This is a genomic window from Synechocystis sp. PCC 6714, assembly GCF_000478825.2.
Classification (GTDB): Bacteria; Cyanobacteriota; Cyanobacteriia; order Cyanobacteriales; family Microcystaceae; genus Synechocystis.
Genome location: NZ_CP007542.1, coordinates 16,055 through 40,021 on the forward strand (window position 1 = coordinate 16,055; position 23,967 = coordinate 40,021).

General features: G+C 46.5%; 23 protein-coding genes. 12 read left to right on the top strand and 11 right to left on the bottom strand.

Annotation, left to right across the window (positions count from 1 at the left end; all coding sequences use genetic code 11):
* Positions 1-42: 42 nt before the first annotated feature.
* From D082_RS00060 to D082_RS00075, 4 genes are all read left to right on the top strand, one after another.
* A complete protein-coding gene (locus tag D082_RS00060) occupies positions 43-2,577 on the top strand; it encodes a PAS domain S-box protein (RefSeq protein WP_028946969.1) in 2,535 nt (844 codons plus the stop codon).
* Positions 2,578-2,625: 48 nt separating this feature from the next.
* Positions 2,626-3,351 carry a response regulator transcription factor gene (locus tag D082_RS00065; RefSeq protein ID WP_028946968.1) on the top strand — a complete coding sequence of 242 codons (726 nt, stop codon included), beginning with the start codon at positions 2,626-2,628 and terminating at the stop codon, positions 3,349-3,351.
* Positions 3,352-3,555: 204 nt separating this feature from the next.
* Positions 3,556-4,674: a response regulator gene (locus D082_RS00070; protein WP_028946967.1), complete on the top strand. Its 1,119-nt coding sequence runs from the start codon at positions 3,556-3,558 to the stop codon at positions 4,672-4,674.
* Positions 4,675-4,775: 101 nt separating this feature from the next.
* Positions 4,776-5,444: a hypothetical protein gene (locus D082_RS00075; protein ID WP_028946966.1), complete on the top strand. Its 669-nt coding sequence runs from the start codon at positions 4,776-4,778 to the stop codon at positions 5,442-5,444.
* Positions 5,445-5,709: 265 nt separating this feature from the next.
* Here D082_RS00075 and aroQ read toward each other — a convergent pair whose 3' ends face one another.
* On the bottom strand, positions 5,710-6,183 hold the full coding sequence (gene aroQ, locus D082_RS00080; protein WP_028946965.1) for a type II 3-dehydroquinate dehydratase: 474 nt from the start codon (positions 6,181-6,183) through the stop codon (positions 5,710-5,712).
* Positions 6,184-6,208: 25 nt separating this feature from the next.
* Positions 6,209-6,346, bottom strand: a complete 138-nt coding sequence (locus D082_RS18710) for a hypothetical protein (protein WP_193386670.1) — start codon at positions 6,344-6,346, stop codon at positions 6,209-6,211.
* A gap of 351 nt (positions 6,347-6,697) precedes the next feature.
* On the opposite strand from D082_RS18710, the gene mgtE reads away from it, so the two are divergent.
* On the top strand, positions 6,698-8,089 hold the full coding sequence (gene mgtE / locus D082_RS00085; protein ID WP_028946964.1) for a magnesium transporter: 1,392 nt from the start codon (positions 6,698-6,700) through the stop codon (positions 8,087-8,089).
* Between the two features lie 99 nt (positions 8,090-8,188).
* Here mgtE and D082_RS00090 read toward each other — a convergent pair whose 3' ends face one another.
* The gene (locus D082_RS00090) at positions 8,189-9,439 is read right to left on the bottom strand and encodes a glycosyltransferase family 4 protein (RefSeq protein ID WP_238546764.1); all 1,251 of its coding nucleotides are present in this window, start codon (positions 9,437-9,439) and stop codon (positions 8,189-8,191) included.
* 217 nt (positions 9,440-9,656) lie between these two features.
* Between D082_RS00090 and D082_RS00095 the strand changes: the two genes are divergently transcribed.
* Complete coding sequence (locus D082_RS00095) at positions 9,657-10,433, top strand: hypothetical protein (protein ID WP_038529771.1); 777 nt, start codon at positions 9,657-9,659, stop codon at positions 10,431-10,433.
* A 236-nt stretch (positions 10,434-10,669) separates the two neighbouring features.
* A complete protein-coding gene (locus D082_RS00100; protein ID WP_238546765.1) occupies positions 10,670-10,951 on the top strand; it encodes a hypothetical protein in 282 nt (93 codons plus the stop codon).
* Position 10,952: 1 nt separating this feature from the next.
* Here the strand turns inward: D082_RS00100 and D082_RS00105 are convergent, their stop codons facing one another.
* The 3 genes from D082_RS00105 to rlmD form a co-directional block, all read right to left on the bottom strand.
* On the bottom strand, positions 10,953-11,579 hold the full coding sequence (locus D082_RS00105) for a triacylglycerol lipase (RefSeq protein ID WP_028946960.1): 627 nt from the start codon (positions 11,577-11,579) through the stop codon (positions 10,953-10,955).
* A gap of 9 nt (positions 11,580-11,588) precedes the next feature.
* Entirely contained in the window at positions 11,589-12,104 is a 516-nt protein-coding gene (locus D082_RS00110; protein ID WP_028946959.1) for an anti-sigma regulatory factor, read from the bottom strand.
* Between the two features lie 119 nt (positions 12,105-12,223).
* Entirely contained in the window at positions 12,224-13,615 is a 1,392-nt protein-coding gene (gene rlmD, locus D082_RS00115) for a 23S rRNA (uracil(1939)-C(5))-methyltransferase RlmD (RefSeq protein WP_028946958.1), read from the bottom strand.
* Positions 13,616-13,940: 325 nt separating this feature from the next.
* Between rlmD and D082_RS00120 the strand changes: the two genes are divergently transcribed.
* Genes D082_RS00120 through D082_RS00130 form a run of 3 tightly spaced genes read left to right on the top strand, consistent with a single transcriptional unit; the run spans position 13,941 to position 15,790 of the window.
* Positions 13,941-14,573 carry a hypothetical protein gene (locus tag D082_RS00120; protein ID WP_238546766.1) on the top strand — a complete coding sequence of 211 codons (633 nt, stop codon included), beginning with the start codon at positions 13,941-13,943 and terminating at the stop codon, positions 14,571-14,573.
* The gene (locus tag D082_RS00125; RefSeq protein ID WP_144428701.1) at positions 14,554-15,033 is read left to right on the top strand and encodes a hypothetical protein; all 480 of its coding nucleotides are present in this window, start codon (positions 14,554-14,556) and stop codon (positions 15,031-15,033) included. Before D082_RS00120 ends, D082_RS00125 begins: the two co-directional genes overlap by 20 nt.
* Position 15,034: 1 nt before the next feature.
* Positions 15,035-15,790: a hypothetical protein gene (locus D082_RS00130; protein WP_028946956.1), complete on the top strand. Its 756-nt coding sequence runs from the start codon at positions 15,035-15,037 to the stop codon at positions 15,788-15,790.
* Positions 15,791-15,850: 60 nt separating this feature from the next.
* On the opposite strand, the gene D082_RS00135 is transcribed toward D082_RS00130, so the two are convergent.
* The 5 genes from D082_RS00135 to D082_RS00155 all read right to left on the bottom strand — a co-directional run bounded on the left by D082_RS00135 (position 15,851) and on the right by D082_RS00155 (position 21,557).
* Positions 15,851-16,921 (bottom strand): mannose-1-phosphate guanylyltransferase, encoded by a 1,071-nt coding sequence (locus D082_RS00135; protein ID WP_028946955.1) that lies wholly within the window; start codon positions 16,919-16,921, stop codon positions 15,851-15,853.
* Between the two features lie 75 nt (positions 16,922-16,996).
* The gene (locus tag D082_RS00140; RefSeq protein ID WP_238546767.1) at positions 16,997-18,292 is read right to left on the bottom strand and encodes a D-alanyl-D-alanine carboxypeptidase/D-alanyl-D-alanine-endopeptidase; all 1,296 of its coding nucleotides are present in this window, start codon (positions 18,290-18,292) and stop codon (positions 16,997-16,999) included.
* A gap of 24 nt (positions 18,293-18,316) precedes the next feature.
* The gene (locus D082_RS00145) at positions 18,317-19,087 is read right to left on the bottom strand and encodes an SDR family NAD(P)-dependent oxidoreductase (protein ID WP_028946953.1); all 771 of its coding nucleotides are present in this window, start codon (positions 19,085-19,087) and stop codon (positions 18,317-18,319) included.
* A 116-nt stretch (positions 19,088-19,203) separates the two neighbouring features.
* Positions 19,204-21,048, bottom strand: coding sequence for a signal peptide peptidase SppA (gene sppA, locus D082_RS00150; protein ID WP_028946952.1), 1,845 nt, complete (start codon positions 21,046-21,048; stop codon positions 19,204-19,206).
* Positions 21,045-21,557 carry a Ycf51 family protein gene (locus D082_RS00155; protein WP_028946951.1) on the bottom strand — a complete coding sequence of 171 codons (513 nt, stop codon included), beginning with the start codon at positions 21,555-21,557 and terminating at the stop codon, positions 21,045-21,047. Before D082_RS00155 ends, sppA begins: the two co-directional genes overlap by 4 nt.
* A 38-nt stretch (positions 21,558-21,595) precedes the next feature.
* Between D082_RS00155 and D082_RS00160 the strand changes: the two genes are divergently transcribed.
* Together D082_RS00160 and hemA are read left to right on the top strand one after the other, a co-directional pair.
* Positions 21,596-22,381: an alpha/beta fold hydrolase gene (locus D082_RS00160; protein ID WP_028946950.1), complete on the top strand. Its 786-nt coding sequence runs from the start codon at positions 21,596-21,598 to the stop codon at positions 22,379-22,381.
* Between the two features lie 133 nt (positions 22,382-22,514).
* Positions 22,515-23,798 carry a glutamyl-tRNA reductase gene (gene hemA / locus D082_RS00165; RefSeq protein WP_028946949.1) on the top strand — a complete coding sequence of 428 codons (1,284 nt, stop codon included), beginning with the start codon at positions 22,515-22,517 and terminating at the stop codon, positions 23,796-23,798.
* The last annotated feature ends 169 nt before the right edge of the window (positions 23,799-23,967 follow it).

A 23,967-nucleotide genomic window follows, 5' to 3' on the forward strand; every position in this document is an offset into this window, starting at 1 on the left:
AATAATTCAGCCTATTCTGCCAATTTAACCAAAAGTACGCCTATGGTCATCACAGCATTTACCCTGGGGGATTTGTTTCAAGTCAATGGCTACCTACCCCACGGCCATTGTTACCTTTGGCAAACTCCCCTAGTTTGGCTCCACGTCACCTCTGATTTGCTGACGGCGATCGCCTACTATTCCATTCCCCTGACTTTGCTCTACTTTTTAAGGAAGCGGCAGGATATCCCTTTTCCTAATATTATCTTCCTTTTTAGTGCCTTTATTTTATGCTGCGGCACCAGTCATTTTTTCGACATTATTACTCTTTGGTATCCCATCTACTGGATATCTGGTGCCATTAAAGCTTCCATGGCGATCATTTCCATTATTACAGTATTTGAGTTAATTCGCATTATTCCCAACGCTCTTAATTTGAAATCTCCGACCGAATTGGCCGCCCTTAATCTCGCCCTTAACCAAGAAATTAAAGAACGGCAAACTGCGGAAGTAGCCCTCCAGGAACTGAACAACAACCTGGAAAAAAGAGTTGAGGCCAGAACTAACCAATTAGCAAAAATAAACCAGCAGCTAGAGCGAGAAATTCAAGACAAAACCCAAGCTAAGGAAGCTCTAGAAAAAAATAAAGACCAACTAGCACAATTAGCTGCCATTGTTGAATCTTCCCAGGATGCGATTATTAGTAAAACCCTTGATGGTGTAATTACCAGTTGGAATGAATCCGCTGAAAGATTGTTTGGCTATAAAGCAGAGGAAATGATTGGTGCCAACATCACCCAAATTATTCCCAAAGATTTAAGGTTGGAAGAAGATTTAATTTGTGAATGTATTCGTCAAGGCCAAAGACTGAATACCTATGAAACCCAAAGACAGCGTAAAGATGGCAGTAAACTTGATGTTGCTCTCACCATTTCCCCCATTCGAGATGAAAATGGCAATGTGGTGGGCGCTTCTAAAATTGCGCGGGATATTACCACCAGACTAGAGGTGGAAAAAGCTCTGCGGGAAAGCCAATATTTCATTGAAAAATTAGCCAATTATTCTCCTCAAATTCTCTATATTTTAGATCCCATTGCCTGGAAAAATCTTTACGTCAATCACCAATCCCTAGAAATCCTAGGTTACACCCCCGAAGAATTCAAAAATGGTGGCACCGAACTACTATTAAATATTCTCCATCCTGATGATTTGCCCAATCTCTATAGCAATAAGAATTTTTGGCAAACTGCCCAAGAAGGACAAGTTTTAACCACTGAGTATCGTATGCGCCGCAAAGATGGTGGTTGGCGCTGGCTACGTTCCCGGGAAGTGGTTTTTGCTAGGGATGATTACGGGCAAGTTACTAAGGTTTTGGGCACGGCCCAGGACATTAGTGATAGCAAAGAACAGGAACAAAGACTTTATGAACAAGGACGCCGAGAGTTATTATTAAGGGAAATCACCCAGCGTATCCGTCAGTCCTTAGATCTGCCAACTATTTTTGAAACAGTAGTGCAGGAAATTCGTCAGTTTTTGGAAGCAGATCGGGTAGTTATTTTTCAGTTTTCACCGGACTCTGACTTTTCCATTGGTAATATTGTGGCAGAGTCGGTATTAGCTCCATTCAAACCAATTCTTAATAGTACAATTGAAGAAAACTGTTTCAGTAACAACTATGCCCAAAAGTATCAGCAGGGCAGAATTCAGGTCATTGAGGATATTCACCAATCCCATCTTAAGCAATGCCACATTGACTTTCTTGCCAAGCTACAGGTCAGGGCAAACCTAGTGCTACCACTAATTAATGATGCTATTTTGTGGGGCTTATTGTGTATCCATCAATGTGACGGTTCCAGAGTTTGGGAACAGGCGGAAATTGATTTGCTCAAACAGATTACTAATCAGTTTGAAATTGCCATTCAACAGGCCACTTTGTATGAGCAGGCCCAACAGGAGTTGGCTTCTAAAAATCAACTTTTTGTTCAATTAACCAACGAATTGGAGCAAAAAAAAGTATTACTTAAGGAAATCCACCACCGAGTTAAAAACAATTTGCAAATCATGTCTAGTTTACTTTATTTGCAATTTAGTAAGGCCTCTCCAGCCATCCAGCAATTGAGTGATGAATATCAGAATCGTATTCAATCCATGGCCTTAATTCATGAGCAGTTATACCGGAGCGAGGATTTAGCAAATATTGATTTTAGTCAGTATCTACAAAATTTGACCCGCAATATCTGTCAAAGCTATGGTTTTAGCAGGGATAATATTAATATCAAACTGTTGGTGGACCAAGTTAAAGTTCCCCTCGAACAATCAATTCCTTTGGGGCTAATTATCCAAGAATTGGTTTCCAATGCTCTTAAACACGCCTTTCCCACAGCGGAAGGGGAAATTTCGATTAAATTCGCTTCAATGAACGGTCGCTATAGTTTACAGGTGCGGGACAATGGAGTCGGAATTCCCAGGGGAATAGATCTGGAAAATACAGATAGTTTGGGTATGCAACTCATCTACAGTCTCACTGAACAACTCCAGGGAGAATTGCACTATGAATATGCCGGCGGTGCTCAATTTGGTTTGGAATTTTCCCTTTAGATAGCTCCACCGGAAATTAACGGAAATCAACATTATTTGGCTGTGACTATGGCGACTAAAGTACTAATTGTAGAGGATGAGAGGCTAGTGGCCCAGCACATTGCCCAGCTACTCAAAAACAATGGTTATGAGGTTTGTGCGATCGCCAGTCAGGGGGATGGGGCCCTGAAAAAAATTGCAGAACTCTATCCTGATCTGGTGCTGTTGGATATTCGCATCAAAGGGGAAATCGATGGGGTGGAAGTGGCTGAGCGAATTAAATCCCTCTATTCGATCCCGATTGTTTACCTCACAGCTTTTTCCGATGGGGAGACCTTGGAAAGAGCCCAGAAAACCAATCCCCAGGGCTATGTGATCAAACCTTTTCGGCGAGAGCAGTTACTATCCACCGTGGCGATCGCCATAGCGAACCATCAAAAACAGGAAAAATCGGCAGCAACTTCTCTGCCCATGTCCGCCAACCATTACCGCCTGCAACCCACCCTAGACTATATCCAAAACCATTTAGACCAGGGCATCACCGTTGAGTTTCTAGCCGGGGCGATCGGCATGAGCACCGCTTACTTTTGTCGCTTTTTTCAAAAAGAAATTGGTTGTTCCCCTTACCAATTCATCATTCAACAGCGGGTAGAGCGGGCAAAAGAACTACTACTGGAAAGACATTTACCCATCAGTGAAGTAGCTTTGAGGTGTGGTTTTAGCTCCCACAGTCAACTCAATCACCATTTCCGCAATTTACTGGGTATTACCCCAAAGGAGTATCGCAGTCGTTAGATATTTTGGCATCCAATTTAGACATCCACGGAGCATAAGCAGAAAACTGAGGTCAAAAATCAACTACTTTGTCAAAAATCAGCCAGGACAAAACGGTGAATTCTCTCTAGGATGGGCTGGTGCTGGTGAATGGCCGCGCTGGGGACGGTTGCCATCGTTCCTTTGCCTTTAGCAGCTAATCCATTGCAACCCCAGGAGTTTTCCATGACCACCCTTATCACCAAGCAAGTCCCTAGTCAGTTTTTACAAACTTTAATTGCTGAGAATGCCACTGGTAGATTAATGGTGCACAACCCCATGGACGAGCTGGTCACCTGGCAGGTCTATCTTGGTAAGGGGAAAATTAACTTTGCCAACAGCGGTGTGGGCAGTATCCAAAGGGTTCAATATCTGCTGGGTAACTATCTCAACAAAAATAAAATTAGTCTGCCCCCGCAAATTACCGACGATTACAAATATATTTGTGAATTGTGGAAAAAAGAGGTGTTTTCCTTTCAGCAGACCCGTTCCATCCTTACCCAATTTACCCAGGAAGCATTAGTTCAGTTTTTAGCGCTTCCCAGCGCTGAATGCTCCTTTAATCAAGACGATAGTCTCAAGGATCTATTCCTCAACCTCGATCTCGATAAAACTATCCAATCCGTGGAGCACAAGATTCGGTACTGGGGAGAATTGCATCCCCACATCAGTTCCCCTTTCCAACGCCCCCTAGTGGAAAATTGGCAGGAAATAAAAGCAATGCTCAATTTAAGCCATCGCCGCAGTGAGCAATGGTGTGAGCAATTATTGGATGGGCTAAAAAATCTGTCTTGTTTATACGAATTGGCCCGTAAAACCAATAGCAGTGCTTTAGAACTAGCCTTATTTTTACATCCGCAAATCAAGTCGGGGGAAATTAAAATGTTGGCCTATCAGGAATTGTCTGTCGATAATTACAATCTGCCGGTGGTTATTTCCGTTAACAACCGTCCATCTGTACAAGAAGTTGTCCGGCAAACCTTAGGACAGCGGGGCTTTAAGGTGGTTTGCATTGACGATCCTTGCCATGCCCTGGCGGCGGCCATTAGCCACAATCCCCAGCTAATTTTAATTGACGCGGAAATGCCAGAAATTAGTGGTTATGAGCTTTGTCGTTTACTGCGTAAATCCTCCGCCGTGAGGGAAACACCAATTATTTTACTCAATCAAAACGATGGGGTAATGGAGCAAATCCAAGGCCGTTTAGCTAAGGCATCTGGGCAGATTAATAAACAGTTTTTGTCCCAACAGTTACTCCAGGTGCGGAAGGATTATTTAAACTCTCCCCCTGCCCTTTGTCTCTAGTTATGATTAATTCAACTGTAGTTTAAGATTCTTGGCGTAACAGTCTGGCGTGAATAAAGTCTCTTATCCAAGTTTTGCCGTTAACAGGGGGCATAAATCGCGTGGTTCTGAATCGTTTAGCCTTGGCTTGTCTGTGGCTGGCGTTAGTAGTATTTGCTTTTGGTTTTGCTCCCCCCAGCGATCCCCGGACCCTAACGTTAATCAAGGCCCTTTCCCTGGGGCAATGGCAGGACATTAATCCTGTGATTATTGCCCTATTTAATTTGATGGGCATCTGGCCCATGGCCTACGCAGCTATATTGATCGGCGATCGCCGGGGAAGAAAATTACCAGCCTGGCCCTTTGTGGCGGGCTCATTCTTTTTGGGTGCTTTTGCTCTTTTACCCTATCTAATTTTCTGGCCACCCCCGGAAGGGAATAATATCTCAATATCGAAGCTGGAACCGTCCATGGTGAATAGGTTTTGGCGTTCCCCCTGGTTGGGAAGGGTACTATTCTTCTTGGCGATCGCCTGTGTATCCGGTGCCGTGTTTATGGGGGATTGGGCTGATTACGGGCACCAGCTACAGACGAATCAATTCATTGCAGTGATGAGCAGTGATTTTCTCTGTCTAACCCTAGCTTTTCCGTTGCTATTAGCCCAGGATTTAAGGCACCGTCGAGTTTCCCATCCCTTTCTTCTCGCTCTGGGCAGTACCGTACCTTTGTTTGGTGCTTTGGCTTATTTGAGTATTCGTCCAAATTTTGACATCAAAGACCCAATATCCTAAGGCTGTGTTTGAAAAGCCCCCTGGCCCCAAATTCTGGGGATATAGTCGTTTCTAGTAAGACTGAGGCAGTCAAATTAGCCGAAAAGCTTGTCAAGAAAGACTTAAGCAGTCTCGAAATTATTTGAAATGACCATAAAAGTCCTCCAAGCCTACCGGAGCTTTAGTAAAGAGATTTAGGAATCCGATCATATGGTTGATTTAATTGAAAGTAAGACACCGACTAAAGCTAAAAGCATCTTTGGTAAAGACTTTAGTCATCTCAATCTTATTTGAATTGGCTATAACTATCAGCCTGACCGTTAAGATGGTCTACCAAGGCCCTCAACCCCAAACGATAACTGTTGAGGCCAAAACCACAGATCTGCCCGATCGCCACTGGGGCAATGTGGGAGACATGGCGGAATGATTCACGCCTATGAATGTTGCTTAGATGTACTTCTACACAGGGAAGGCTCACCGCGGCCAAAGCATCCCGCAGGGCAATGCTGGTATGGGTATAGGCCGCTGCATTGAAAACAATGCCATGGTATTTTCCTAGGGCGCTATGGATGGCACTGACCAATTCCCCTTCACCATTGGACTGGAAAGCAGTCACCTCCACTCCTAAATTGGCACCGTCTTGCCGTAGACAAGCATCAATTTCTCCTAGGGTCAGGGAGCCGTAAATACCCGGTTCTCGCTGGCCTAGCAAATTCAAATTCGGGCCATGGAGCACCAACACCTTCCACACCGTTGACATATCCGTTTAACTTGCTAAATCCCCCTCAGTGACGGGAACGGCGATCATTGACAGGAACAGGAATTAGTTCCGGCTCCGGTTCCCCCTGGGGACCAAGCAAGCCCTCAATCAACTTCTGGGCCAGCTCTCTGAGTTTATCGAGCAGTCTTTCTAAATAGTCCATTACCAAGGACGACTCCTGTGATGATGTCTAACTGAACCCCGACGGAATAACTAAAACCGAATCTGTCCAATAAAGTCACAGTCTAAAGTTCTAGCCACAACCCTTGGGGCAAAACCCCTGGTAGTGATTCAAGGTCAAACCTTATTCGACGAAGGCTCAGGATGTATGAGGGGGCTAGGGAAATTTGCTTTTAGCCCATGGGAACAGCCTAACACAATTTTTTCGGACAGAGATCCACCGGTTTTGGGTTCATCTCAAACATAAGTGCCCAATTTTTTCCCCAGCAAAAATGTTTGGAACAGCATGGAGATACCGTATATTGGGGGGTGTCGTTTCGCCCCGGGGGTTGCCATGACAGAGGTCACTACGACTGTTCGACTAAATCCTGACCGAGAGGAACTACAAGGATTAGTGCGGGCTCAGATTGAAACTCTGCTAGAAACCTCCCAATTCGATGCTGCTAAAACTATTCTTACCCCTGTGCAACCGGCGGATATTGCCGATGTGATCGAGTCTCTCCCCAGTCGTCTACAGGTGTTAGCATTTCGTTTACTTTCCAAAAATGAGGCGATCGATGTTTATGAGCATTTAGCTCCACCAGTGCAGGAATCCTTGCTGGAAGACTTCAAGCATCCTGATGTACTGGAAATTTTCAACCAGATGTCCCCCGATGACCGGGTCAGGCTATTGGATGAACTCCCTGCCAAAGTGGTGCGACAACTGTTTAAACACCTCAGCAACGAAGAACGGACCGCAACATCTCTACTGTTGGGCTATAAACCGGAAACCGCTGGCCGGATTATGACCACAGAATACGTTTCTCTCAAGGAGGATTACACTGCCAGCCAAGCCCTAGACCGCATCCGCCACATTGCCACCAGCTTTGAAACCATTTACGTTCTTTACGTCACTGATGAGTCCCGGCGCCTCACGGGAACCCTTTCCCTGCGTAACTTGGTCATGGCCAAGCCCGAGGAATATATTGGACAAATTATGGTGCCCGATGTGGTTTCCGTCCACACCAATACAGACCAGGAGGAAGTGGCCCGGACTATCCAGCACTACGATTTTTTGGCGGTGCCCGTGGTGGATTCAGAACAGAGATTGGTGGGCATTGTCACCGTGGACGATGTGATTGATATTTTGGAGGAGGAAGCCACCGAAGATATTTACACCGCCGGGGGGGTACAGTCCCAGGGGGATGACTATTTTAAAAGTAGTTTGATGACGGTGGCTCGCAAGCGGGTGGTATGGCTATTCATTCTCTTGCTCACTAATACCCTCACCAGTCAAGTAATTCATTCTCAGGAAGATGTGTTGCAAAAAACCATCGCCTTGGCTGCTTTCATTCCTTTGTTGATCGATGCAGGGGGCAATGTGGGGGCTCAGTCTTCCACCGTGGTGATCCGGGGTTTGAATACGGAGGATGTGCGACTCACCCAGGTCTTACCAGTTATTGCTAGGGAAGGAGGAGCCGGGGCTTTATTAGGATTGATGCTGGGGATTGTGGTGACGATTTGGGCTTATTTTCTCCAGGGGGATTGGTTAGTGGCCATCACTGTGGGCAGTAGCCTGTTCATCATTTCCCTTTTGGCGGCCTTTGCAGGGGGAGGTTTGCCGTTTTTGTTTAAGTCGATGAAGTTAGATCCGGCCTTGATGTCTGCTCCTTTTATCACTACGGCGGTGGATGTGTTGGGGGTAGCTATTTATCTACTCATTGCGCGGTCTTTATTAGGTATTTGATCTGGTGCTTTTATCTCTTTGCCCCAAGCTTGAGAGACCAGGAAAGCTTTTAAAAAGCTCTCTACAAATTACAATGAGCTAATATATTTAGTCTAGTTTTTACCACTCTACTGTTTGTCTTTCCCGCACCACCCGTTCGTAAATGGCAGCGGTCTCTTCTGCTAACTTAGACCAGTTAAAACGCACGCCTAAATCTTTGTAAGCGGCTTCCACTAACTGCTTGGCTAAGGAGGGATTAGAAAGAATTTCTAGGATTCCATAGGCCAGAGAATCGGGGTTATTGGTTTGGGTGACAATGCCCGTACTATGGTGACGCACTACCTCCGCCAGCCCACCGGTATTGGACACCACCACTGGCACCCGGGCGGCAAAGCTCTCTAGGGCCACAATGCCAAAGGGCTCGTACAAACTGGGAAAAACGGCGCAATCTGCAATGGTTTGGAATTTGTCTAAATCTTCGTCGGACATGAAGCCAGTGAAGAAACAGTGTTCCCAAATGCCCAGGTTCCATGCTAGTTGCTTAAGGCGATCGGTGTTGCCCCCACCGATGATAATAAATTTGACCTGATTACCCAATGCTTCCAACACCTGGGGAGCGGCGGTTAGTAAAACTGAAATGCCTTTTTCATAGGTCATACGACCGACATAGTAGACAATTTTTTCGCCATCTTCGGCAAATTTGCGGCGAAAATTACGGTAATCAAAGTCTGGACGACGATGCTTTTTTTCCGGACGGATGCCATTGTAGATCACGTCAATTTTGTCCCAAGGGGTGCCAAAGGCCCTTTCGAGTTCATGGCGCATGTAGTTGCTACAAACGATTATCCGCCAACCGTTGTAGATCAGAATTCCTTCTTTGCCGGCAATGTAGCGCTGGGTGTCGTTGTAAAGCCCATTATAGCGGCCGTATTCCGTGGCGTGGATGGTCACCACCAGGGGAATTTTGCCATGGTGCTTAAGGTTGATAGCCGCATCCCCCACCAGCCAATCGTGGGCATGGATAACATCAAATTTTTCCTGTTCCTGGAATAGGGCTTGCCCTCTATGCTCCATGGCCCGGTTCATGTTGTCTACCCAGTGGAAAAAGTCGCTACTGGGGGGCACTGACACTCGATAAATGTAGATGCCATCCACCATTTCCTGGGACGGACTTTCCTCTGTGGCCACGGTAATTAAATGAATCTCATAGCCCTGCTGAACTAATTCTGGGTAGAGTTCTGCCACATGGCGAGCAATACCACCGACAATGCGGGGCGGGAATTCCCAGGCTAGCACCAGAATTTTCATGGCTGTGACCAATTTTTGTGAGTGCATGGAGGGGAAGACGACGATCAGGGCTGCAGGTGTCATGGGCACTCCCAAACATTATCCACAATCGTGGCGTGGTCACACTGGCTAATTTTCCTTTGGAGTGGTCAACGGCTTGAGTTTTATGGGTAGATTGCTGGCCAATGCCACATTTTCAATTTCTTCAACCCGGCAAAGATTAGCGCTAAATGTCCAGAGGCTCCACCCAACCAGTAAACTTGCCATAGGAACTTTTTCAATCTGTGTCAGGGAGGCGAGTGTGGACGATACTTACCAAGGCTATATTAATCGGGTGGCGCCCCAAACCTTGGCGATCGCCTACGAGCAACAATTGGTTAATGCCCAGGGCTCGCCCAAGTTTGACCGGGGGAAGCCGGTGCCTTTTCCTGGCTTTAGTGTGGTGACTCCCATTGCTGCCGATGATCCAGTCAACCAGGGCTTTTATGGCCATTTGACCACTGTGCAGGGACAGGTGGAAGAAATTCTGGATGGGAGCTTTGTGGCAGTGCCCCCGGAAAGCTTACACCTCACCGTAGCGGATTTGATTTGGGACGGCCCCTACCAGGCTCTGCGCCGCCATAATCCTGACTTTGAAAAACAACTCTGTAGCTGCTTGCAACACTCCTTTGCAGACCACCAACATCAATCTGGGCCATACTCAGGTTGTCAATGGCAGGTGCTGGGGCTCCTGGTATTGCCCCGTTCCCTAGGGGTGGTGTTGGTACCTCGACGGGAGGCCGACTATGAGCCAGTGATTAAAATCCGACGGGCTATTTTCCAGAATCCTACTCTGATTGGTTTGGGTATTGAGCAACAGTATCGTTACACCGCCCACATTACCCTCGGGTACTTCGACCCGGCGATCGAAAAAATACCAGATCCGGTGCAAGTTGGTGAGCAGCTAGCCGCCATCAACGACCGTTGGATTGGCCACGACCCGGAGATTTTAGATATTCATAGCCTTGAACTACGCTATTTCAGCGATATGACCCAATTCAGCCGCCATGATCACTATCCTGTTTTGAGGGCTAGCTAGGTCCATGGGGCGATCGCCAAGTTACGGGTTTTCGGCCCATATCAAGATGATTCTCCCGTTAATACACAAACTCCTTTCTGTGGACATTGCAGTGTACAGGGCCGATTTGTGGCTTCTGCATAGGTTACAGCCGGGATTTCTGGGTTTAGATGGGAAAAGAGATATTTCGTTAATCTACAGAAGTATTTACCAAAATGTCCAAATTTTCTTCCAACAATTATTCAAAACCTTTTGGCTTGACTGTTCTGTTCGGGGTATTTGCCAGCTTGGCGATCGCCGTTCCAGTGGGAGCCCAGGGCCAAAATAGTTTTGAAAATTATCGTCAGCAATGTCTCCGTCGGGTGGAGCAGGTGGGCATTAAGGGGGCAGCGGCCCAGGAAATGTGTAACTGCACCATCAATAAATTCAAGCAAAAATATTCCCTGGCGGAATTCACTAAACTCGTTCAGCAATCGGAAACCAACCAGGCGATCGCCAGACAGTTGGCGGAAGTCGGCGAAGAATGTTTGTATGAATAGATTAAATTGACCGATCTTCCAGTTCAGCCAGGGGTTTAGCTAGGGCTGAGGCCACTTCCTCTAAACAACGGCTGTCCGACACCATCCAAGCATGGACCAGCACAGGCAGAATAACTTCTCTGCCTATTTCCAGACGGGAACTGCTCGGGGGCAAGATCATCAGGTCGAAGGGAGTCCAAATCACCGTTACCTGGAGCGACCCTAGTAACTGACAATAGTCCTGGTTTAAATCCTGTAAAAATTCACTCTGCCAGGCCATTTCCCTCACTCCCCGATAGGGCAAACTATAACCCAGGAGAGTACCTTGGTTTGGAGCAGAAATGGTGATGTAACGCTTGATTCGTTCTACTCCCCCCAGCCGTTGCAAATAATAACGGGTTACTAAACCACCCATGCTAAAGCCAATTAAATCCACCGGTTGCTGGGTCCCAAATTGTCCATCAATATATTGCTTCACTTGCTCTGCCAACAATGCTAGGGAAGCACTGCCATCATTGGGCACTAGATCTAAGCAGTGAACCGACCAGCCCTCCCTGGTTAAAAAATCGACCATTGGCCCAAACTTGGCCCTAGTATCGTAAATGCCATGGACTAAAACAACGGGATGACGGTTACAAACTTCTGGCACTACCGGGTTTCACAAACTCAAAAAACGATAACTTTCGCTGAAAAAACGCTTAATCACACTTTCCCCCGCTCCCCGGAGACGGCGATTAATTTTCTTGCTTAACCGTAGACGGGTACCATCTTCGTTCCAGTGGACTTGGTCAAAAATTTGCATCAAAATACCCAATCCCCGGCCATTCTCCGACTCATCGGGGGGAAACCAGGGGGTGACACAACTGGGGCAATCAAGGGGCACATGGGAACAAGGGCAAGGACGGTCAAACCCCATACCCTGGTCAGTGATAATCCAACAATAACCTTGGGGGGACTGGCGATATTCCACTGTAATTGATTTACTGGGATTGAGGGCGTTGCCGTGGGTGGCCGCATTGACCAGAGCTTCCTGTAGGCCCAACCTGACTTCGTTATGCAAGGGCTCAGGCACGGAATTAAGCAACAAGTCGAGGATGGGATAAAGGTAGAGAGTCGAAGAAAAACTAACTTTTTGCCAATGGGATTGCCTGTGGGGAAAATTAATATTCAGCAAGCGCTCCACCTCACACTGGACTAACAGCAATCTAACAGTACTGATGGGTACCATTATAGCCGATCGCCAGGGGGGGCTGAATGTGCCCAGCGCTACCATATCCCCGAGGAATTTTGAGGTTAACCATTGACTGCCTGGAGAATAACAGCGCACTCCACATGGGCAGTTTGGGGGAAAAAGTCGCAACCCTGGGCCCAGGTTAGTTGGTAGGAACCCTCAGCACAGAGAAATTTTAAGTCCCGGGCGAGGGTGGGGGGCTGACAACTGATGTAGGCAATTTTTGCTGGGCGCTGTCGAACAATTTCCCTTAGTACTTCTGGAGTACAACCTCTGCGGGGGGGGTCGAGGAGCAGAATATCGGGAACCTCTGACAGGGTGGGTAAAAGGGTTTCTACGGTACCGGCTAAAAAGTCCACGTTGGTAATCTGATTGATCTCGGCGTTGCGTTGTCCTTGGTGCACCGAATCTTGATTGACTTCAATGGCGATCGCCTGACGAACCTGGCGGGCTAGGGGTAAGGCGAAAGTGCCCACACCGGCATAGGCATCCACCAGGAATTCAGTACCTTGTAGACTTAATGCTTGCTGTAGCCGGGTTAATAGTAACTCCGCCGCCCCACTATTGACTTGGAAAAATGTATTCGCCCCCAGGCTAAAGCTCAAATCAGCAAACTTTTCCCGACAAATGCCCCGCCCTGCAATGACGATGGTCTCCTCGCCAAAAATGCGGTTGTTGGGTTCCGGTTGAATATTTAAACAAATACCGCCCAAATCGGGATAGCGCTCCAACCATTCCCCGGCCTGTTCCTCCAAATTTGGTAAACCCTTATGGGCCGAAATCAGGGTCAGCAACATTTCCCCGGTGCGTTGGCCAATGCGTAGGCTTAGATGGCGTAATTTGCCCTGTTTTTTATCTTCGTCATAGATGGACCAACCCCGATTTTCAATATCTTTCTTCACCTCTGTCAGCAATAAATTTAGGCGATCATCTTGGACAGGACATTGGTTGATATTGACTAGGCGATGGCTACCTTTGCGGTAATAGCCGGCCTGCACCTGTCCTGTTTTAGAGCGGGCCAGGGGATAGGTGGCTTTGTTGCGGTAACCCAAGCTAACGGGGGACTTTAACAAAGGTTCCAAGGGTAATGCGGTGAAACCACCGATGCGTTCCAGGGCATCAATAATTTGTTGCTGTTTATTTTCTATTTGGAATTGATAATCCAGATGTTGCCACTGACAACCGCCGCATTTATCCGCCACGATGCAAGCAGGCCGGGTGCGCTGGGGGGAGGGCTCTAAAATTTTGAGCAATTGGGCAATGGCATAATTTTTTTTCACCCGCATTAGTCTGACTTCCAGGCGATCGCCGGGGGCAGTGTCGGGCACAAACACCACCCGTCCATCAAAACGGCCAATGCCTTCTCCCCCGTGATTAAGGCCGGTAATGGTCAGTTCCACTATGGCCCCCTGTTGCCAAAGAAGACTGGTGGCGAAATTATTATCCTGGGTCATCAAAAATTAGTTCCAATACTTGCACAGCCTTAATCACAGCCATTGTATCTTGACACCAACTCTAAAACGAAATAGCAGGTTTTGTGGCTTTTAGGCACGCTAGACACCATATTAGTGACTATGTACTTTAGTTTACATAAGCTAGATTTGTTTTGAATTTGTAAAGATTTCTTGCTGATTAGCTGCTTTCAGATCCTAAAACAAAAAATAGAGTTATAGTAGCCCCATGTTACTTTTGTTTTCATTAGATCTAATTAAAAGTCTAATTGGCATCTAACTTAACCGGGCAGCTTTATGTATTTTTTTAGCAAAAAGCTAGAAGGTTATGGGTTTACTAAATATTTTCGGCAAAATTCTAGATCTAGACATAGATGGCATTTTAGAAAGGGAAAATGAATTTCCCGTTGATGCTAGTTCTATTAATAATTCTTCTCCGCAATCTCACTCTAGACTATACTCAGCAAAAAAAATGGAAATTAAACAAATTGAAGAAAGACTCAATATTTGTATTGAGAAAATCGGTCTAGATGGAAATCAAAAGCAAATACTACTTAAAAGTATCTATGATTTAATAGTTGAAATTGAAAATGACAATAAATTGTCTATTCTGTATGAATATGAAAAGCATTATCTAGAGCTTTTGCAACAGCACAAAGATGAAATAAAATTTGCTAACTCTATTCAAGAAGATCTAAGAAGAGAACGAGCCCAGTTTTTTACTTATGGATTGAGGGAAGTTTGTGAAACTTTAAAAAACTCTGGAGTTGATGATCAAATAGCATCAACCTGGATTCAAGAATTGGTTCACAGCTACACTAAAAGTCTTGACATTAGCTCAGATTTAGCCGCAAATCAAGTAATTGACAAAATTTCAGAATTGAAAGCTGATACCAAAAATGAATTAAGAAGATCAACTCAAAAAAAGATGCCTAGCCAAAATGACGATCAGCAGTTGTGAGCCAAATAACTTTCAAGTGATTTTGAACTTGCTTGAAATGATGCGCAAAAAACTCGTTGATGATTTTATCAACGAAGAGCCGAACATATATTTACCCTGCTTTAAATATGCAGAAGATCCACAATTAATGATTCTAGCTATTGAAAAATATTTCATCACTTGGCTTGATTCTTATTGGATTTTATTGGATGAATACAACTTAAATCCTGAAAACGAAGTCGATATTAGCTCATCTGTTTACCTAGAAATTTTTGTGATAGTTTTGGAGTCATGGAATCTAAGTCAAACAAGTAAAAAATCCTCTCCACTTTTGTTGGAGATATTGAAAATTAAAATAGACAGTCTATCAGAAATGCTAAAAATTGGAGATAAATCAAAAAAATCTTATAATAAATTACAATTGCAATACGAAAAAGACAAAATTTTATTTGAAAAAGAAATTCAAAAATTGAGAGGATAAAATGGGCTTTGCATCAAAAATTTTTGGAATGTTTGACAAGATTGATGACATTGTTTATGCACCTATTAAGCTAGCAACAGATTGGGCTAGTGAGCCGCTAAAGCGATGGGAGCACCAAAGAGAAATTGAAAAAATAAATATTGATTCAAACAACAAACAGAAAGAAAAAGAAAATGACCTTAATCTTGAGTTAAAAAAACAAGAAGCTGATACGAGCTTACGAATAAAGAAAGAGACAGAAATTATAAGGATAATTACTGAAATTGAAGAATGCAGAAAAGACTTTGAATTTAAAAGGATGGAAGCTGTTTCTGAGGCTATGATGAGACTACAGCGAGAGCTTACTCAGCTTAATGTTGATGCTATTAACATGATTGGTAACATTCAACTTGGCTTAAGAAAGCAAGCTCAAGATTTAGTTTATGAAAGAACGTTAAAATACAAGGAACTACAAGATTCTGCGATGCAGGAGGCAATGCGAGATTTGAAACGTATAGAAGAAGAGTTTGGGGATAACGAGTTATCAAAGACAATTTTGATCAATGCAGTCGATAAGCGATTAGCAAATATCATTAACACAGCACATAATTTTTTGTTAGAACTTAACTCTGACATCAAATTACTGAATCAAAACATAGATATTCTAACAAGTAGTGGGCAACAGTTTATTGAAAGACATTTATCACAGTTTCATTCTTTAGGATTTTCCAAAGAAGAAATCAAAAAACTGCGTAGTAGCGATACTGATAATTTTTGATTTATTGATAGGAGCTAAGTGAGATTTTTCATAAAATCAATATTTTAACGGTTTTTTGTTCTACAATAAATTTTCGTACTCCAGTTGGGATTGTAATTGTTTGAGCAAAGCTTTGATGTCTTGGGTATGATCTTTGGGTACTACCAGGGTGACATTGCCCTCCCGCACAATCACCACATCTTTTAGACCAATGGTGGCAATCACCTGGTCATCATCACTGGCGTAAACAATACAGCCTTGGCTGGCCAAACTGACATGGTTAGCCAGATCCACGTTAGTTTCTGCGTCGGGAAAAAGTCGCTCCAACGCATTCCAATCTCCCAAGTCATCCCAACCAAAATTGGCGGGCAAAACATAGGCTAATTGGGTTTTTTCCATTAACACATAGTCAATACTTTTCTTTTCCAGTTCTTGATAACCGGCTGCACCTTTGGTTTTCAACGTAGTTAGCAATTGGGGGGCATAGTTAGCGAACTCCCCTAGTACCACCCCGGCGCGGAAAATAAACATGCCACTATTCCAACTAAACTTGCCGCTCTCCAGAAAGGTTTGGGCCGTAGCTCGGTCAGGCTTTTCGGTAAAACGGGTCACTTGATACACCGGTAAACCTCCCATTTCTCCCTGTAATGCGCCCTGCTCTATGTAGCCATAGCCGGTAGCCGGGCCTTGGGGTTTAATACCGAGGGTGACAATGGCCTCCTTTTCCTGGGCAAAGGCGATCGCCGTTCTTAGGGTTTGTTCGTAGGCGGCTTGATTCCCAATCCAGTGATCTGCGGGGAAAAAACCGATGACGGCATCTTCCCCATAGCGTTGGGCAATTTCCAAGCTAGCCCAGGCCACGGCGGGGGCCGTATCTTTCCCTTCCGGTTCCACCAGGCAATTTTCCTTGGGCAATGACGGCAATTGCTCGAAAACACCCTGTGCAATGGGGGCCGCCGTGATCACCCACAAATTTTCCCAACCCCCAGCTAGGGCAAGCAATCTTTGGGCTGTGGCCTGCAATAGACTAACCCCGGAACCATCCAGAGACAAAAACTGTTTGGGCCGTTGCTTACGGCTGAGGGGCCAAAACCTTTCTCCCTTACCACCGGCAAGAATGACGGGAATGAAAACGGGGGATGATTTGGTCATAGTAAGCAAAATTAGCTAGCCGGGCATTTTCAACGCCTAGGATACAATGGCGGGTATCCCCCTAGGCTGGAATGGCTAAGATTCGGAGGATTGCGGCGTTAGGTTACGGGCCGGGTCCCCCAACAAAACTTTATCCATGGGGCCAGCATTTAAAGTTTCCGGTAACACCTGCCAGTGTTCGGCAATTTGTTGCAACAGCCGATCCTGCTCCACTCGCAAACGGTCGAAGTTAGGGCCATTGTTGATAATGGTAAACCAGACGATGCCCCGCTCTTGGGTGGGAATGATACCCGCTAGGGCACTAACTGTGTTTAAAGTGCCGGTTTTCACCGTTAATCCCTGGGGCATACTGCGCCACTCCAATGTCCCCCGGCGATCGCGCCCCATGACGGGAAAAATATCGTCAATGCCTAGGCCATGGGGTTGTAGTTGCTGCGCTAAAACTTGATACATTTTGGTAACCGCCCGGGGGGAAAGACGGTTATCTACCCCGAGACCAGATCCGTTTTGCAGTTGAATTTCCGCCGCTGGAATCACCCCCAAGCGGGAGGTGGTTTGGGCCACGATCGCCGCTCCGCCCATGGCCTGGGCTAACATCTCAGCCATATCATTATTGCTGTAGATATTCATTTGTTTGAGCAGGGCCGCCAGGGGTAGGGATTGATGCTCTAGTAGCGGTTCTAGGTTGGGGGGTAAAACGGCCTGGGCCTTGACTGCGCCGGCAATTTTTACGGCGGGTCGGGGAGTATCCGGGGGTAAATCCCTAAAGGCTTTGTCTACCATTGCCGACCATTGACTTGCATCCACCGCCTGTGTGAATAGGGCTCCGGCGATGGCGGGGTCAGCTTTAAAATTCATGGCAAAATTCCCCACCACTACTAAATCTCCGGTTACTTCCCGGATGCCCAGTCGATTGAGGGCATTACCAACGGCGATCGCCTCTTCCCAGACAAAGAGGGGATCATTATCCCCAGCGATAAATAAATTACCCTGTAAAACCCCGTTGCGGATGGGTCCATCGGTATAAAAACGGGTGATAAAACGATGGTTGGGCTCCCATTTATCTAACGCCGCCACACTGGTGGCAATTTTGGTTAGAGAAGCGGCGGGAAAAGCACTCTCTCCCTGGTTGTAGCCTAAATAGGCCCATTCCGACTGTAACCAAATACCCTGGCGCTGGCGCTCATAACCCAAAGATTCCAGGCGATCGAGGTAATTGTCAATAATTTTGTCGATGGTGGGATCCCCTTGGGTCGGCACCGCGAAAACTTTAGCTTCTTGCCAAGCCACTTCCTGACCCACTAAGGGTTCCCCAGTGCCCCCCCAGTTGAGTAGAGCTAAAATCGTAACACCAAAGATTTTTACCATCATTAGCAAGGTTAAGGATGGAATAGGTTACCAAGGCAACACGGTACCATCCCAGCTATAGAAAGTGCCAGTATCTTCCGGCTTGACCTGTAATAAAACTGCCATTAATTGTTGAACGGTGCGTTCCACTGTGAACAACTTTTCCGGAGGAACATTTTTTTGAAATGGCTGGGACAAGGGGGTATTCGTGGTACCGGGATGGAGCAAAATTACCGCACACTGGGGGGCGACCCGACGGTATTCAATGGCCGTATTTTTCATTAACATATTCAACGCTGTTTTAGAGGATCGATAACCATACCATCCCCCCAATTGATTATCACCAATGCTCCCCACTTTAGCGGAAATGGTGGCAAAAACACTGGGGGAAGAATGGCGGAAATGGGACAAAAAATGTTTAGCTAACAATACTGGACCAATGCTATTAACGGCGAAATATTGCTGTAATTGTGATGGCCGTAAATGTCGCAAACTTTTTTCCGGTGGGGTGCCATCAATGTGGAGAATGCCCACACAATTAATTAGCCAATTAACTTCGGTTTTGCCCAATTGCTGACTGAATTGCTCAATCTGACTTTCTTCGGTAATATCCAACGGCGCTAGGGTTAAACGATCTGGATTTTCCCTTGCTAAATCTTCCAACTCGGCGATCGCCTGACGGTAGGTGGCCCAAATTTTGACAGGGAAGGGTATTTGTTCTAAAAAGTAGCGGACAAAACCTAAACCAATGCCCCCCGATGCCCCGATAATCACCACCGTTTGCGGGTTATTTTTCTCCTGTAAATCACGGTTCGCCATATATTCTACCCATCAAACTTTAGTGTTGAAACTACTATTCATAATATTAAGGTTTATTCTTTGAAAGAATGAAAAACTAGCTTTATTCGAGAATATCTAACCTACTTAACCACTAATTAAGGATTGAGAGCATGGAGAAAGAATGGCAAGCGAGCATAAATTCCTTGGGGGTCATTAAACTGTGACAATTGCTCCAATTCCCGTTCTAGCTGTTGCCAATGGGTTTGCAAAAACGGAGGTAATGCTAGGGAGTTGACATCGTCTCCCTGGGCTAAACTCTGGCCTAAATTACTAAACAGAAGGGAGTTCAGTCCCCTAGGGGTGGGGTATTCTTGCACTTGCCATTGCTTGCCCAGCTCTGCCTTGGTTGCCGCCATGGTCACAGCCGTTTCTAATCCCCCCAATTGATCTACCAAGCCAACTTTTTGTGCTTCCAACCCTGTCCACACCCTTCCTTGGGCCACTGAATCCAAAGCGGCAGGGGTTAAATTACGGGCACTGCCAACCTTATCTAAAAAGACAGCGTAAACCTGGTCCACCGCCCTTTGGAAAATGGCTAACTCCAACTCCGTTTTAGGTTTCACACTGGAACCAACATTGGCCAATTGACCGGTGGTCACTTCATCCCAATTTAATCCTAGGCGATCGCCAAGATTTTCCACGTTAAAAAGAATGCTAAAAACCCCAATGGAACCGGTGATGGTGTTGGGTTGGGCAACAATTTTTTCCCCAGCGGTGGCAATCCAATAACCACCGGAGGCCGCCACATTACCCATGGAAATAATCACTGGTTTCTGGGCTTGTAAAAGTTCCACTTCCCGCCAGATAATATCCGCCGCACTGGCACTACCACCGGGACTATTAATCCTTAGCACCACAGCTTTAATATCGTCATCTTGGCGAATGGTTTGTAGGATTTCCCCATAGCGATCGCCACCAACACTTTCCCAGGTGCCCCTACCGTTGACAATGGAACCCTCTAGGTAAACAAGGGCTATTTTAGACTTGGATACTTGATACTGTTTTTTTTCTTTCTCCGTTTGTAAACGATGGTATTCAGTTAAGCTAATTTTTTTAAAATCTTTGTCATTGCCAGCCCCCATTTGATTGGCTTCATTGACCCAAACCCCCGCTTGTTTTAACTCTGCTAAAACCTGGTCCCAATAGGCCAGTTTGTCCACCAGTTTTTCTCTGAGGGCGGCATCAGCAAATAGGATACCCTGGTCATTGGCGATCGCCTGGAGTTGGGAAACAGTTAACTGACGATTTTCGGCTACGGTATCGAGATAAATTTGCCAAATTTGGTCTAACAATTGCTGTTGTTGTTGGCGGTTTTCCGGGCTGAGATTTTCCCTGGTATAGGCTTCCACTGCTCCTTTATAACTACCCACCCGGAGAACTTGCACCCCAATGCCCGCTTTGGCTAGGGCTCCGGTGAAGAAGATGGGCTGGGCTCCCAAGCCGTTAATTTCCAATCCCCCCATGGGATTAACTAAAATGGAGTCGGCGGTGGAAGCTAAATAGTAACCTGGCTCACTATAGTTGAGACCATAGGCAACAATCTTTTTGCCCGATTGCTTAAACTTGGCTAGGGCCTGTTGCACTTCGCTTAAATTACCGTAACCTTCTACTTGACTGCCACGGCGACCATCAATAAATATAGCCACAATGCGGTCATCTTCCGCTGCTTTTTCAATGGCATTAACCACCGTTCGTAGGGGAACTACTTCCTGTTGATTCCCCAGTAAACTTTGCCGCAGATTAATGGTGGGGCTAGTGTCCCGGATGGGAGTTGCTAGATCCAAAACCAGAGCCGTTTTTTCCTCCAACACCGGGTCTGCTTCCGTAGAAACTAGTATGAAGAGTAGCACCAGACCGCTGGCCCCCAGGCTTAGCAAAACCACAATGGCTACCAATGTTCCCAGGAAACTGGCCGCCATCTGTTGGAAAAACTTTTTCATGCTTGCTGGTTGCGTTCTAATTCCTGTAGAGCTTTACGGTCTAGTTTGATCTCAATTTGGTCGTTTTCCTTGGTGCCCAGGGCTCGGTAGGCAGACCCTAGATAGAGAGGTTTGGTTAGGCCTGGTTGGGGATGGATCAAAGTCCTAGCCCGTATAATCATTTGCTCGTTGCCATCGGTGGAAATGCGGCCTAGGGAAAAATAATTATTGGCGGCCTGCTTGAGGGTAGCCTCCACCGCTGTGGGGGATATGGTCACCGGGACACTAATTACGATCTGATTGGCCCCATTGTCGTACACTCGGTTGAACCGCACTGATCCCTCCACCGCTGGGCGGTCGAACATGCCCAATCCCAGGCCAAAAATGCCGACGGTCAGCACTGTCATAAAACTCGTAATCCCCACCAGGCGAAAGCGGAATCCCCAACGGAAAATAAACGCCACCACCATGAAGATGAAACTGGCGATTGTTACGTAGGCAGACCAACGGAGATAAATGGTAACGTCCATAGGTAGGGAGAGAATTACGTCAACAAATCTAACAGAAAATGCAGTTAGTTAACCTTCATCCCCCCGATCGCCGACGGCCAAGCTTGCTTTATTTGCCGGGGTTGGATGGTACGGGAAAATTATTTTATCGGCAACGGCCGGGGTTGGCCCATTACTTTAACCTGCTAGCCCTGCGTTTAACTCCGGGGCCTCTCCCTGACGATTGGTCGGCGATCGCCAGCGTCCTGCACCAATTAATTCAACAACAATGGGAATTAACCCGGCCCCTCTACCTCTGTGGGGAATCGTTTGGGGGTTGCCTAGCTTTGGTCTATAGCTGTTTATATCCCCAGGAGGTGGCCAAATTAATTCTGGTTAACCCCGCCACCGCCTTTGATCGTCGCCCTTGGTTACAGTGGGGCATTCCCTTACATCAATGGTTGCCTAACCCATTGCAAACGGTGACTACCCTCACGGGCCTACCCTTTTTAGCCGCCGTAGAACGGTTACAGCCCCAGGACCGCCGTCAATTGCTCAATGCCATGCGATCCATTCCCCCGGCGATCGTGGCCCAAAGACTGACCCTACTGCAAAATTTCAACCACCAGGGATTAGATCTCGGTACAATCAGCGCCCCCAGTTTAATTTTGGCCAGTCAACGGGATTTATTGCTCCCCTCCGTGGAAGAAGCCCATAAGTTGCAGGCCCATTTGCCCAAGGCCATGGTGAAAATATTGCCCCACAGCGGCCACGCCTGTTTGCTAGAAAAAGAGTTATCCCTGCAGAGAATTTTGCAAACGGCCCAATGGTTGCCGGAGCTAATTTTGCTTAACAAAAATTCATGAGCCCTGGTGGGATGGACCCTTGATTGTGGTCTGCCATTCGGACTACATTGCAAAGATTAGAGAAACTTGTTTAACAAAAAACGTCGTAATTTCTGCGACCACCACCCTATCAAAGAATCCTTTAGGAGAACCCATGAATATTGCCGTTGTGGGACTGAGCCATAAGACAGCCCCGGTGGAAATTCGCGAAAAACTCAGCATCCAAGAGGCTAAGTTAGAAGAGGCGCTGACCCATCTGCGGAGTTATCCCCACATCGAAGAAGTCACTGTCATTAGCACCTGTAACCGTCTAGAAATTTATGCAGTGGTGACGGACACGGAAAAGGGAGTGGTGGAAATTACCCAATTCCTTTCTGAAACTGGCAATATTCCCCTGGCAACCCTACGCCGTTATTTGTTTACCCTGCTCCATGAAGATGCCGTACGCCATTTGATGCGGGTGGCCGCTGGGCTGGAAAGCTTGGTGCTGGGGGAAGGGCAAATTCTCGCCCAGGTGCGTACCACCCATAAATTGGGACAAAAATATAAAGGGGTAGGTCGTCTGCTCGATCGCCTATTTAAACAAGCCATTACCGCCGGTCGTCGGGTGAGAACGGAAACGGATATCGGCACCGGGGCTGTGTCCATCAGTTCCGCGGCGGTGGAGTTGGTCCATCGTCAGGTGGATTTATCAAGCCAAAAAACCGTCATCATCGGGGCAGGAAAGATGGCCTGCTTACTGGTGAAACATCTGTTGGCCAAGGGAGCTACGGACATTACCATTGTTAACCGTTCCCAACGCCGTTCCCAGGACTTAGCGAATCAATTCCCCCAAGCCCAATTAACTCTCTGTCCCCTCACCGATATGTTTACGGCGATCGCCGCCGGGGATATTGTCTTTACCAGCACTGGGGCAACGGAACCGATTTTAAACTGTGAGAATTTGACTGGCTGTGTGGTCAACCGCAAAAGTTTAATGCTGGTGGATATTTCGGTACCCCGTAACGTGGCCGCCGATGTCCACGAAATGGAGCAGGTGCGGGCTTTTAACGTGGATGACCTCAAGGAAGTGGTGGCCCAGAACCAAGCCAGCCGCCGGCAAATGGCCAGGCAAGCAGAAGCATTACTCGAAGAGGAAATTGCCGCCTTTGACCTCTGGTGGCGATCGCTGGAAACGGTGCCCACCATCAGTTCCCTCCGTAATAAAGTGGAGGATATCCGGGAACAGGAGCTGGAAAAAGCCCTCTCCCGCCTGGGCAGTGAGTTTGCCGAAAAACACCAGGAAGTGATTGAAGCCCTCACCCGAGGCATTGTCAATAAAATTCTCCACGAACCCATGGTGCAACTGCGGGCCCAGCAGGACATTGAAGCCCGTAAACAATGCCTACGTTCATTGAAAATGCTGTTTGACCTGGAAGTGGAAGAACAGTTCGGCTAGAACTTATTTATTAATTCTCCCGATTCGCTGATTATGGGAGGCATCTAAGCTGAACCTTTTCCATCTTCTAGTTTTTAAGTACCAAAACATCGCCCCCCTGTTCTCCCCTGGAGTTTGGTCTCCTGTCCCAAAAGCTTAACCAAACTCCTAAGCTAGAATTGTCGAGGAA